The organism is Bacillus sp. IBL03825, assembly GCF_024712505.1.
Lineage (GTDB): Bacteria > Bacillota > Bacilli > Bacillales > Bacillaceae_G > Bacillus_A > Bacillus_A wiedmannii.
Map to the genome: position 1 here is coordinate 4,820,001 of NZ_JAMXKE010000001.1, position 12,535 is coordinate 4,832,535.

Here is a 12,535-nt window from a genome sequence, read left to right on the forward strand (position 1 = left end):
TATATTCTATATAAAGTCACTCTATCAAAAAGCGTTTCTTTCTATAATAAACGTTTTATTCATATACCATATCATACAAGGAGGAATATATATGGACTATGCCGATTTATTAATCAAACTAGGTCTCTCGGCTATTTTAGGGTTCGCTATCGGTTTAGAGCGCGAATTAAAACGGAAACCACTTGGTTTAAAAACTTGTTTAGTTATTTCTATTATTAGTTGCCTCCTGACAATTGTTTCTATTAAAGCGGCTTACAATTTACCACATACCGATCATATGAATATGGATCCACTTCGACTTGCCGCTCAAATTGTATCAGGAATCGGTTTTTTAGGTGCCGGTGTTATTTTACGAAGAGGAAACGATAGCATTGCAGGACTAACGACTGCTGCTATGATTTGGGGTGCTTCTGGTATTGGTATTGCTGTTGGGGCTGGATTCTATATCGAAGCGATTTTCGGAATGTGTTTCCTTATGATTAGCGTCGAACTTATACCATTAACAATGAAATTTGTAGGACCGAGATCATTTCGTCAACGTGATATCGCAGTAAAGCTTGTTGTGCGAAATATGGACAATATCCCAATTGTAATTGAAGAAATAAAAGAAATGGATATAAAAGTTAAGAATATGAAGCTCAAAACATTGGAGAATGGCTCTCACTATTTACATTTGAAATTATCTATCGATCAAAAAAGGCATACTGCTGATGTTTACTACGCCCTCCAGCATCTTGAAAGTGTTCAACAAACTGAATTAGAAAGTATGTAATGTAAAACAAACTCTCTTTTAAATTAGAGAGTTTTTCTTTTTTCTATAATGGTAACAATGAATGTAGTCCTGCAAAGTAAGGAGGAATAAAAGTTTGAAATCCCGTCCAAATTTAGTAGATACATTTCGTGATTCCATTATTTTTCGTTTAGTTTGCTTTATTGTTGTACTTACTGCTTTTTCTGGCTTCCTTATACATAGATTAGAGCCATCGCACTTCACCACATGGTTTGATGGTGTTTGGTGGTCAATCGTTACCATTTTCACCGTTGGCTATGGTGACTTTGCCCCGCATACACTAATAGGCAAACTTATCGGTATGGGTATTATTTTATTTGGAACCGGTTTTTGTTCTTATTATATGGTTCTGTTCGCCACTGATATGATTAATAAACAATATATGAAAATTAAAGGAGAAGAAGCCGCTACCTCTAACGGTCATATGATTATCGTGGGTTGGAATGAGCGGGCAAAACATGTTGTAAAACAAATGCACATCTTACAACCGAACCTTGATATCGTTTTAATTGATGAAACACTTTCTTTACTTCCAAAACCATTTCATCATTTAGAATTTATTAAGGGTTGCCCCCATCACGATCAAACTTTATTAAAAGCTAATATTACAACGGCTCACACTATATTAATAACAGCTGATAAAGAAAAAAATGAAAGCTTAGCAGATACACAGTCCATTTTAAATATTTTAACTGCAAAAGGGCTCAACCCAAACATTCACTGCATCGCTGAACTTCTTACTACTGAACAAATTCAAAATGCAACGAGAGCTGGTGCATCAGAAATTATAGAAGGAAATAAATTAACGAGCTATGTATTTACAGCTTCTCTTTTATTTCCTTCCATTTCAGGTGTACTATTCTCACTTTACGATGAAATCTCTGATAACAAATTACAACTGATGGAGCTTTATCCTTCCTGCACCGGACAAACTTTTGCAAATTGCAGCTACACTCTTTTAAAGCAAAACATTCTCTTACTAGGTATAAAACGCGACGAACAATATATGATTAATCCAGTCCATTCCTTTGTTCTCATTGAAAGCGACATACTCATTGTTATTCACCATTAAGAAAATGTTTTTCTAGTTCCTGCATGAGCACTTTCCCAATATTGATATATTTCCTTTTCACATCTCCATCTGGATCTTTCGGCTCAGCAAATTGATCCATTCCACTCGTTCCAGCCGTTAAAGTATTTACGTGATCATCTAGTTCGTCTTGATATACGTGCGAAAGAATATACGGTGTTTCCAGACGGACTATTACACCAGGCACATCTAATTCGCCATTCACTGCTGTAAATGGCACTCGCAGAAATTGATAGCCATCTTCTTCATCGATTTTGTAATCAAAACATCCTGTATCGTAATCCCAATTGCCACCAATGTTATACCCAAGTGGCTTCATTATCTCTTCTAACTTATATAACGCATATGTACGTCCTTCTAAATTTGATTGAATCGGAATCAAGCCCATCCCTCCTAGACTTTTTCTTTAGCATACCCACTCTAGTTTGAATATACCGATGGACTTTTCGATAAAATAATAAAAAGCGACCGGAATCCGGTCGCTTTTTATTATTTTAAACGCTCTTCTAATTCTGCTTTTAACTCTTCAAATCCTGGTTTACCAAGTAAAGCAAACATGTTTTTCTTGTATGCTTCTACTCCTGGTTGGTCGAATGGATTTACGCCTAATAAGTAGCCGCTCATCGCACATGCCTTTTCGAAGAAGTATACAAGGTAACCGAATGTGTACTCATTTAATTCAGGGATATTTACGATTAAGTTTGGTACGCCACCATCGCTATGTGCAAGTAATGTACCTTCGTATGCTTTCGTGTTTACGAAGTCTACAGTTTCACCAGCAAGGTAGTTTAATCCATCTAAATCGTTTTCTTCTGATTCAATTGTTAGTTCATGTGTAGATTTACCTACTTTCAGAACTGTTTCAAATAAGTCACGACGACCTTCTTGAACGTATTGACCTAATGAGTGTAAGTCAGTTGAGAAGTTTGCTGAAGATGGGAAAATGCCTTTTTGATCTTTTCCTTCACTTTCACCAAATAACTGTTTCCACCACTCAGAGAAGTATTGAAGTGCTGGCTCATAGTTAACAAGCATTTCAATTGTTTTTCCTTTATTGTATAAAGCGTTACGAACTACTGCGTATTGGTAAGCTGGGTTTTCTTCTAGTTCTGATGTACCGAAGTCACCATGACCAGCAGCTGCACCTTTCATCATCTCTTCAATATTTAAGCCACTTACTGCGATTGGTAATAAACCAACTGGCGTTAATACAGAGAAACGGCCTCCAACATCATCTGGAATAACGAATGTTTCGTAACCTTCGTTATCAGCTAATGTTTTTAATGCACCACGTGCTTTATCCGTCGTTGCATAAATACGTTTGCGAGCTTCTTCTTTTCCATACTTTTCTTCTAATAACTTACGGAAAATACGGAATGCTAGTGCCGGCTCTGTTGTTGTACCTGATTTGGAAATAACGTTAATAGAGAAGTCTTTACCTTCTAATACGTCCATTAAATCTTTCATGTAAGTGGAGCTAATGTTTTGTCCAACAAATAGCACTTGTGGAGTTTTACGTTGTTCTTTAGATAGCGTGTTGTAGAAAGAATGGTTTAACATTTCGATTGCTGCACGTGCTCCTAGGTAAGAACCACCGATACCTACAACAAGTAAAATGTCAGAGTCATTTTTAATTTTTTCTGCGCATTTTTGAATGCGAGCGAATTCTTCTTTGTCATATTGAAGCGGAAGGTCTACCCACCCAAGGAAATCGTTCCCAGCTCCAGTTTTTTCGTGGATTGCATGATGTGTTACTTTCACTGCATCACGTAAATAAGTTATTTCGTGTTCACCGATGAAGGATAACGCTTTAGAATAGTCGAACGTTACATGTGTACTCATCTTTTTCCCTCCAATAATGTATATGTATTTCTGTATTCACTTTAGCGAAACTGAAGTTGTAAATCAAGCGATTCAACAATTGTAACCGTAACCAAAATATATTTTTTAGAAAAAGTTCATTTTTTGCATAAAAATTCGCATTTTTCGGTATAGATGTATATACATCCTTTTTCTTATATTTTTTATGTATAAAAACAACATAACTACGCCATTCTATAAAGGAGTTAATTAACTCATCGCTTGCTCATGCTTCACAATTAAGGGGGGGGCTTTTTCATGAGTACTCTGCAACGTATCGCATTAGTCTTTACTGTAATTGGTGCTGTTAACTGGGGACTGATCGGGTTCTTCCAGTTTGACTTAGTGGCTGCCATTTTCGGTGGACAAAACTCAGCTCTCGCACGCATTATTTACGGTATCGTCGGTATTTCTGGGCTTATCAATCTTGGTTTACTCTTTAAACCATCAGAAAATCTTGGCACTCACCCAGAAACGAACGAAATTCGCTAGTCAGTATGTCTTTATTTCACCTCCGACATACGAATATGATTGCATGCAATCATATTTGCAAATATATATCATAAAACAAAGTAAAAGAGGAACGCTCATATGCGCTCCTCTTTTACTTTGTTAACTCGGATTCTTCAATCCATTCCGTTAGCTTTTCTCGCAGCGTATTAAATCCATTCTCAGATGGATTCGGTATAAGAATCCGTCCTTGTTTTCTTTTCGCCGCTTTTAACGATAAACTCATTTTTCTGTGTTCTTCATCAATTGAAAGTACTTTTACTTCTACTGTATCGCCGACTTTTAAAAAGTCATGAATATCCTTTACATATCCATTTGTAATTTCAGATATATGCACAAGCCCTTGTGTTTCTGCATCTAACGCTACAAATGCTCCGTAATCTTGAATCCCAGTCACTTTCCCTGTTACAACCACTCCAGTTGTATATTGTTCTGACATATGAAACACTCCCATACGTTTACCATTTTCTCTACAATTGTAGATAGCAAAGCAGATGATTTATTGTTAAATATCCGATTAGTTAGTACGTACCCTAAGTAAAGCTACTCAGGATACGCATACCTTATATTAGTAAATTATACCACTATGACAGAACTCATTCAAAATTAACGAAAAATTTCCTAGAGTACGTATAATTTTCTAATATTGGGATAGAATACTAACACATGGCTTTCTAGTATTCCCCCCCTTTTATGGACAAAACGTATTATGTTTTGTCCTTTTTTTATTTTCTATAAACCGTTCCATTCTCTTCATTGCTTCCATAAGTTGTTCAAGCGATGTTGCATACGAACAACGAATAAATCCTTCACCACTTTCGCCAAATACACTTCCAGGTACAACAGCCACCTTTTCTTCTAATAATAACTGTTCTGCAAATTCTGCCGAAGATAGTCCAGTTGAAGAAATAGAAGGAAAGACATAAAATGCTCCGCCCGGCACATGACACATTAAATCCATTTCATTAAACGATGTCGTCATAAAATTACGGCGTTTCTTATAACTATCTCTCATCCGAATTACTTCATCATTCCCCGCGCGTAACGCTTCAAGTGCTGCGAACTGAGACATTGTCGGTGCACACATCATGGAATATTGATGAATTTTGAGCATTAATTCCGAAAATTGAACAGGAGCTGCAATCATACCGAGGCGCCATCCTGTCATCGCAAACCCTTTTGAAAATCCGGAAATTAAAATTGTATGCTCGCGCATATTTTTAATACTCGCGAAACTTGTATATACTTCGTCGTATACAAGCTCTGCATAAATTTCATCAGATAATACGATTAAATTGTACTTCTCAACAATCACTGCTATTTCTTCAAGCTCGGATTTATTTAACATTGCACCTGTTGGGTTATTTGGTGAACAAAGCAAAATTGCCTTTGTTTTCGCTGTAATAGCTGCTTCAATTTGTTCTGGTTGTACTTTAAACTCGTTTTCTAAAGTCGTTGCCACAGGAACCGGAACTCCTCCAGCTAATGTCACAAGCGGTGCATAAGAAACGAAACTTGGTTCAATAATGAGTACTTCATCATCAGGATTTATAATGGCACGCATCGCTACATCTAACGCCTGACTCGCTCCAACTGTAACAATGATTTCATCGTTCGGATCATAGGATACTGCAAATTGTTTTTTTAGATACTTTGCTATTTCTTGGCGAAGTTCCAATAATCCTGCATTTGCTGTATATGACGTATATCCTTGTTCTAAAGAACGGATGCATGCTTGCCTTACATTCCAAGGTGTAACAAAGTCAGGCTCTCCTACTCCAAGAGAAATAACACCTTTCATATTTGCTGCTAAATCGAAAAACTTTCGAATACCAGATGGTTGTAAAGATTCTGCCGTTCTAGATAGCTCAAATTGCTTCATGGTGTCACCACAATGCGCTTATCATCATCGTTTTTTTCGTAAATAATTCCCTCATGTTTATACTTTTTCAAAATGAAATGCGTTGTTGTAGAAACGACAGATTCAATTGTTGCTAATTTCTCAGAAACAAACATCGCTACTTCTCCCATTGTCTTTCCTTCTAATGTAATAGAAAGATCGTATGTCCCTGACATTAAATACACAGATTTCACTTCTGAATAACGATAAATTTGTTCAGCAACCGCATCGAACCCAACGCCGCGCTTTGGCGTAACTTTCACATCGATCATCGCCGTTAAACCTGTATGTTCTTTTACCTTCGTCCAATCGATATGTGTTACATAATCCACAATAATCTTTTCCGCTTCTAATTTTTCAACCATCTTCTTTACTTCTTCTACTTCTATATTTAACAGCTTCGCTAATGTATCTACAGATAATCGACTACTTTTTTCAAGACAAGCTAATAATTCTAATTCTTTTTCTGTCACCATATAAATCATCCTTCCTTTTCGGTTGTGTCTAAATTATACAAATACCCTTTCCAGTTTGAAAAGAAGATTTTTTTAGTGAATTATGTCAAAATAAAGTGAAACTTTAATCAGTGAAAAAACGTAGGATAAAGTGAAAGGGGATGGAACCGTGAAACCAAAAGTTTATATTGCTGAACCAGTTCCAACATTTGTAGAAAACTATTTATTAGAACACTGTGATTATGAAAAATGGGAGCAAAATGAGAAGGTACCTCGTGATGTCCTATTGGAGAAAATACAAAATAAAGATGGATTATTAAATTTCGGATCTGCTATTAATGAAGAATTATTAAATGTAGCTCCTAACTTAAAAGTAGTAAGCAACATTTCTGTCGGTTACGATAATTTTGATTTACAAGCGATGGAAAAGCGAAATGTAATCGGAACGAATACACCATATGTATTAGATGATACAGTAGCTGACCTTGTTTTCGCTCTTATGTTATCTGCTGGTCGCCGCGTCTGTGAACTCGACTCCTACGTGAAAAATGGTGAATGGAACGCCGAAATTGGAAAAGAGCACTTCGGGCTGGATGTACACCATAGTACAATCGGTATTATCGGTATGGGGCGAATTGGAGAAGCCGTTGCAAAACGAGCGAAATTCGGATTTGATATGGATGTTCTTTATTATAACCGTCGCCGTAAAGAAGAAGCTGAACAAAAATTTGATGCTACATATTGTGATTTACAGACGCTACTCAAACAGTCTGACTTTATTATTCTTCTTACTCCATTAACAGATGAAACGTATCACCTTATCGGAGAAAAAGAATTTTCATTAATGAAAGAAACAGCAATCTTTATTAATGCTTCTCGCGGGAAAACAGTAGATGAAGAAGCGTTAATCCATGCGTTAACCGAAAAGAAAATCTTTGCAGCAGGCATCGATACTTTTACACAAGAGCCAATTCAAAAAGATAATCCCCTCTTATCATTACAAAATGTTGTGACTTTACCGCACATCGGATCTGCAACATTAAAGACTAGGCAGCAAATGGCTATGACAGCCGCTGAAAATTTAGTTGCAGGATTACAAGGAAAAACACCGCCTAATATTGTTCGTGGGTAATAATAAATAAGCGAAAGGCAAGATGACATCGTCATCTTGCCTTTTTTTGTTAACATATTTTTTTCTTCCTTGGAAATGATATGAACAAAAATCAATGGAGTGACAAAAAATGAATCACGAATATACTTGTCCTTATTTCACTTTTTCCACTCGCGGCACTACTATTCATTACGAATTGTATGAACATGACAACAAAACGGAACGTCCTACTTTCGTACTCGTTCACGGCTTTTTATCTTCCTCATTCAGTTACCGCCGCCTCATTCCTTTATTATCGAAAGCAGGAACAGTACTAGCTCTTGATTTACCACCATTCGGAAAAAGTGATAAGTCTCATCTCTTTAAGTATTCTTATCATAATTTAGCAACGGTTATCATCGATTTAATTGAACATTTATCTCTCTCAAATATTGTGTTAGTTGGGCATTCTATGGGTGGACAAATTTCTCTCTATGTAAACCGTATACGCCCTGAATTAATCTCAAAGACGATTTTACTATGTAGCTCTAGCTATTTAGCACGCGCAACCTTACCTTTACTGTACTCTTCTTACTTACCGTTCTTTCATTTATACGTAAAGAACTGGATTATACGGCGCGGGATTGTTCATAACTTAATGAATGTCGTTCATGATCACTCATTAATTGACGATGAAATGAAGGAAGGTTACTCCGCTCCTTTTTATGACAACCGTATATTCCCTGCTTTAACTCGTATGATAAGAGACCGTGAAGGTGACTTATCTTCAACTGAATTACAAAAGATCGAAACACCTACACTACTCATTTGGGGTGAAAAAGATCGTGTCGTCCCTGTACATGTAGGTCACCGGCTACACAAAGATTTACCAAATTCGAAATTTATTTCTTACGAAAACACAGGACATTTACTACCTGAAGAAAAGCCTGAACATGTTTATGAAGAAATCATTGCGTTTTCCGCGCAATAATGCAAAAGGCTGTCGGAAATTCCGACAGCCTACAATGAACAACTTCCGCCTTCTTTTATTACAAGTAATTCCACAGCTAACTTCTCACATTTTTCAAGCGCAGGTACTTCCTCAAAAGACATAAAGTATATATGTTGAATCTTTTTTGCGATGTATTTTGAATCGTCGAACACACTTACGACGTTCACAACATCGCTCGCTTCTGTTTCATAAAACTCCGGTCCCATTTGAAACGGATCCCAATTCTTCACAACCTCTATCATCTTTTCATATGTACCCATTCGCTTCCCGCCTTTTCACTTTTTAATGCTTTTCTTTATCCTATCACATCAGCTATTCTATAAGAAGAGAGAGAACTTTCATAACTTAACGGTTTTACAGAAGAAGGGGGCAAACTTATGCAACTATTTCATAAAACAGTCAATCGACGTGGAACTCATAGTACAAAATGGGATACGTATAAAAACGAAGAACTTATCCACGCTTGGATAGCTGATATGGATTTTGAAGTACCACAACCAATTCAAACTGCTTTAAAGAAACGTATCGAGCATCCTATTTTCGGCTATACACTTCCTCCCGAAAATATTGGAGATACTATTTGTAACTGGACAAAAAAACAGTACAACTGGGATATTCAAAAAGATTGGATTGTCTTTAGCGCAGGGATCGTTCCAGCTCTTAGTACGAGCATACAGGCCTTCACAAAGGAAAATGAATCCGTTCTCGTACAACCACCTATTTATCCCCCATTTTTCGAAATGGTCACAACAAACAATAGACAATTATGCGTGAGTCCATTACAGAAACAAAATGATACATATGCGATAGACTTCGAGCATTTAGAAAAGCAATTTCAACAAGGCGTCAAACTCATGCTTCTTTGTAGTCCTCACAATCCAATCGGGCGTGTTTGGTCAAAAGATGAACTCACACAACTTGGCGCATTGTGTACAACATATAATATAATCGTTGTCGCAGATGAAATTCATGCTGATATTATTTACGGAGATCGTACTCATACACCATTTGCTTCTTTATCTGAAGAATTAGCAGCACGCACGATTACTTGTATGGCTCCGAGTAAAACATTTAATATCGCCGGATTACAAGCATCGATTATTATCATTCCAAACGAAAAACTCCGTCAAACCTTTACATCTATCCAATACAGACAAGGTTTCCACGGATTAAATACATTTGCCTATACAGCGATGCAAAGTGCCTATACAGAATGTAATGATTGGCTAAATGAAATTCGATTATATATAGAAGATAACGCTCAATTCGCTTGTGAATATATTAAAAATCACATACCCGCTCTTTCTGTAACAAAACCAGAAGGTAGCTTTTTATTATGGATTGATTGCTCTCGCCTACAGCTTTCTCAAAACGAACGCACCACATCGCTTGAGGAAAAAGGGAAAATCATCGTTGAACCTGGTGAGAAATACGGATTAGGCGGAGAAGAACATATTCGAATTAACATCGGCTGTCCAAGATCTGTTTTAGAAGAAATCTTAAATAGGTTGCGCCATACGTTTTCAGAATAAGAAAGGAGGCGACCTCCAATCGTTTTGGGACAACCTCCTTTATCAATATCTTTTCAATTACGTTTCACAAAAAAAGCTACCATGCACGGTAGCTTTTACTTTTTCTTCATATCCGATGCTTTTTTTACAATGACACCACAAGCAATTCGATCACCTGATTTACCTGTTGGTTGTGTCATACCATCATCAGCGTTTTCTGTAATAATAATAGACGCTCCATCTTTTCTATGAATCGTTGTTTTTCCTTCTTCAAGCGTTATGTGCGGCGCATCGATTTCTGCCTTGATCTTTCCAGAACCGTCTGCAATTACGTTCGGTAAATCACCGTTTTCTGCACCCTTCGGATTAAGAAGTCCATGTTTTTTATTATCAGGATTAAAATGATTGCCAGATGATTCAAAACGTGGTGCTTTACACTCACCAATTTCGTGTACATGTATGCCGTGCGGGCCTGGTGCAAAACCTTCCCCTTTAATCGTAATTTTCACTCCGCTTGTTTGTTGCTTTACTTTCGCAGTCCCCACTTCATCGCCTGAAGCATTATGTAATTTCACGTCAATTTCTTTCGGCTTTCCTTGGTCACAACCTGCCATCAGAAATAATAAACAACAACTGAAAAAAAGCCGTTTTTTCATTCTATTCCCTCCAAAATATATTCTGCCCTTAGATTGTCCGAGCATAGAGGGAAACATACAAAAATGAGTTACTGTTTCTTTTCCGCTAAAAGTTTTTCTTCAACTTTCTGTAATCGCTCCGCTTCGCGTTTTGATACACGAATGAACATACGCCACGTAGCAACGGCACCAATGATAAATAGAACGCAAACAATCCCTGGAATAATATATTCTGTTTTATCTTCCGGAAAATATAAAGGCATCATAACGAACACTCCTTATTATTGGATTCAAAAAAACATCAGAATTTTCTGTTATATACCTTTAAATTATAGTTGAACCAGTTCATATTCTCAAGGGGCGTTCCAAAAGCGAATGATTTCTTTGACTCCTTCGCACACTTTCCTTACTATAAACTTGAGGTGAAAAATATGAGAGAAACATTTGAAATTGGTGAAATCGTTACTGGTATTTATAAAACTGGCAAATACATCGGCGAAGTTACAAATAGCCGTCCTGGCAGTTACGTCGTAAAAGTGTTAGCTGTTTTAAAACATCCGGTGCAAGGTGACTTACATAACGTAAAACAAGCTGACGTACCATTTTTCCATGAAAGACGTGCTTTAGCTTTCCGTGAACAGACGAACATTCCAGAGCAAATGGTGAAGAAATATGAAGGAGAAATTCCAGAGTATACAGAGTCACTCAAATTAGCATTAGAAACTCAAATGAATTCATTTTCTGAAGATGATTCATCTTTTGCGGTTCGTAGTCTAGAAACATTAGAGCAGTTAAAAAAAGATTACAAACTTTAAAAAAAACAAAACGACCAAATTACATACTGTGCAATTTGGTCGTTACTGTGTACTCACTTTCTTTAACACTTTTGAAAAATCCACGAGTTCTCCTAACGTTGGGGGTGCTGGTTTCACTAAATACTCTTTATCTTTTTCTACTAATTTAAAAATATTATACGTCGTCATCGCATCATCTAGCGCACAATGATGCTTACCCGTCCCAGCTTTTCCATATGCCTCAATTGCTTTCCACAATCCAGTTTGATTTCTCTCCCCAAAAAACTTCTTATACTCAATTGATAAATCACGACACTGTCCTAAGAACGGAAAGTCTACTCTTGCCATTTCACAATTATGCTTCAACACTTTCATATCCATATTTCCCCACGTAACAATGGTTGGTTTACATCTCCTTTCATATTCTGCAAGTTTTTCAACGAGTTCTGGAAACGAAATTCCTTTATCTACGACTTCTTGTTTAATTCCTAAAAATTTCTTACATCGATCCGTTAAAGAAGGAAAAGTTTTCGGCCTAACATGAGCTGAATACGTGTCTTCTACCTTACAGCCAACAACCGAAACGAGTCCTACCTCAATGATTTCCGGGAAAAATCCTTTTGGTTTTTTTCTGTGCTGGGGCATCGTAAACTCAAAATCCAAAAATAAAAATCGTTGTTCATCCATACGATCCCTTCCTTATCATCTTTGTCATTCCTTTCTATTTGACACTCCTACACGAACAAGCTCGAATGCTAATTCCATTTTAAATATTCAGATTGGATGTATCTTATATATATGTCAAATGCCCACAAATATTTTTAAAAATAAGAAAAAATGACCGATGCAGAAAATATGACAAAATACCCCCTCTCATTTACATCCTCC

General features: G+C 36.8%; 16 protein-coding genes. 7 read left to right on the forward strand and 9 right to left on the reverse strand.

Annotation, left to right across the window (positions count from 1 at the left end; all coding sequences use genetic code 11):
* The first annotated feature begins 91 nt into the window (after positions 1–91).
* Together NHG49_RS24890 and NHG49_RS24895 are read left to right on the forward strand one after the other, a co-directional pair.
* Complete coding sequence (locus NHG49_RS24890) at positions 92–772, forward strand: MgtC/SapB family protein (protein WP_000384161.1); 681 nt, start codon at positions 92–94, stop codon at positions 770–772.
* A 94-nt stretch (positions 773–866) separates the two neighbouring features.
* On the forward strand, positions 867–1,862 hold the full coding sequence (locus NHG49_RS24895) for a potassium channel family protein (protein WP_064476321.1): 996 nt from the start codon (positions 867–869) through the stop codon (positions 1,860–1,862).
* Here the strand turns inward: NHG49_RS24895 and NHG49_RS24900 are convergent.
* Positions 1,849–2,262 (reverse strand): YugN-like family protein, encoded by a 414-nt coding sequence (locus tag NHG49_RS24900; RefSeq protein ID WP_064476320.1) that lies wholly within the window; start codon positions 2,260–2,262, stop codon positions 1,849–1,851. The genes NHG49_RS24895 and NHG49_RS24900 overlap by 14 nt on opposite strands.
* A 107-nt stretch (positions 2,263–2,369) precedes the next feature.
* On the reverse strand, positions 2,370–3,722 hold the full coding sequence (locus NHG49_RS24905; RefSeq protein ID WP_048561621.1) for a glucose-6-phosphate isomerase: 1,353 nt from the start codon (positions 3,720–3,722) through the stop codon (positions 2,370–2,372).
* 276 nt (positions 3,723–3,998) lie between these two features.
* Between NHG49_RS24905 and NHG49_RS24910 the strand changes: the two genes are divergently transcribed.
* The gene (locus NHG49_RS24910) at positions 3,999–4,232 is read left to right on the forward strand and encodes a DUF378 domain-containing protein (protein ID WP_000105788.1); all 234 of its coding nucleotides are present in this window, start codon (positions 3,999–4,001) and stop codon (positions 4,230–4,232) included.
* A 112-nt stretch (positions 4,233–4,344) separates the two neighbouring features.
* Here NHG49_RS24910 and yugI read toward each other — a convergent pair whose 3' ends face one another.
* From yugI to NHG49_RS24925, 3 genes are all read right to left on the reverse strand, one after another.
* Positions 4,345–4,689 carry a S1 domain-containing post-transcriptional regulator GSP13 gene (gene yugI, locus NHG49_RS24915; RefSeq protein ID WP_000003765.1) on the reverse strand — a complete coding sequence of 115 codons (345 nt, stop codon included), beginning with the start codon at positions 4,687–4,689 and terminating at the stop codon, positions 4,345–4,347.
* A 252-nt stretch (positions 4,690–4,941) separates the two neighbouring features.
* Positions 4,942–6,132 carry an aminotransferase gene (locus tag NHG49_RS24920; protein WP_064476319.1) on the reverse strand — a complete coding sequence of 397 codons (1,191 nt, stop codon included), beginning with the start codon at positions 6,130–6,132 and terminating at the stop codon, positions 4,942–4,944.
* The gene (locus NHG49_RS24925) at positions 6,129–6,626 is read right to left on the reverse strand and encodes an Lrp/AsnC family transcriptional regulator (RefSeq protein WP_000255701.1); all 498 of its coding nucleotides are present in this window, start codon (positions 6,624–6,626) and stop codon (positions 6,129–6,131) included. Before NHG49_RS24925 ends, NHG49_RS24920 begins: the two co-directional genes overlap by 4 nt.
* Before the next feature lie 130 nt (positions 6,627–6,756).
* Between NHG49_RS24925 and NHG49_RS24930 the strand changes: the two genes are divergently transcribed.
* A complete protein-coding gene (locus NHG49_RS24930) occupies positions 6,757–7,737 on the forward strand; it encodes a 2-hydroxyacid dehydrogenase (RefSeq protein WP_098101649.1) in 981 nt (326 codons plus the stop codon).
* Positions 7,738–7,846: 109 nt separating this feature from the next.
* Positions 7,847–8,686: an alpha/beta fold hydrolase gene (locus NHG49_RS24935; protein WP_001015206.1), complete on the forward strand. Its 840-nt coding sequence runs from the start codon at positions 7,847–7,849 to the stop codon at positions 8,684–8,686.
* Positions 8,687–8,715: 29 nt separating this feature from the next.
* Here the strand turns inward: NHG49_RS24935 and NHG49_RS24940 are convergent, their stop codons facing one another.
* Entirely contained in the window at positions 8,716–8,967 is a 252-nt protein-coding gene (locus tag NHG49_RS24940; RefSeq protein ID WP_000537644.1) for a YugE family protein, read from the reverse strand.
* Positions 8,968–9,084: 117 nt separating this feature from the next.
* On the opposite strand from NHG49_RS24940, the gene NHG49_RS24945 reads away from it, so the two are divergent.
* A complete protein-coding gene (locus tag NHG49_RS24945) occupies positions 9,085–10,239 on the forward strand; it encodes a MalY/PatB family protein (protein WP_222661194.1) in 1,155 nt (384 codons plus the stop codon).
* A gap of 95 nt (positions 10,240–10,334) precedes the next feature.
* On the opposite strand, the gene sodC is transcribed toward NHG49_RS24945, so the two are convergent.
* Positions 10,335–10,874, reverse strand: coding sequence for a superoxide dismutase [Cu-Zn] (sodC, locus tag NHG49_RS24950; RefSeq protein WP_064476316.1), 540 nt, complete (start codon positions 10,872–10,874; stop codon positions 10,335–10,337).
* Between the two features lie 68 nt (positions 10,875–10,942).
* Positions 10,943–11,119 (reverse strand): hypothetical protein, encoded by a 177-nt coding sequence (locus NHG49_RS24955; RefSeq protein WP_000982763.1) that lies wholly within the window; start codon positions 11,117–11,119, stop codon positions 10,943–10,945.
* Between the two features lie 165 nt (positions 11,120–11,284).
* Here NHG49_RS24955 and kapB point away from each other — a divergent pair, with 165 nt between their 5' ends.
* On the forward strand, positions 11,285–11,668 hold the full coding sequence (gene kapB / locus NHG49_RS24960; protein WP_088046869.1) for a kinase-associated lipoprotein KapB: 384 nt from the start codon (positions 11,285–11,287) through the stop codon (positions 11,666–11,668).
* 42 nt (positions 11,669–11,710) lie between these two features.
* Here the strand turns inward: kapB and kapD are convergent, their stop codons facing one another.
* Positions 11,711–12,334: a 3'-5' exonuclease KapD gene (kapD, locus tag NHG49_RS24965; protein WP_064476315.1), complete on the reverse strand. Its 624-nt coding sequence runs from the start codon at positions 12,332–12,334 to the stop codon at positions 11,711–11,713.
* Positions 12,335–12,535 lie beyond the last annotated feature (201 nt).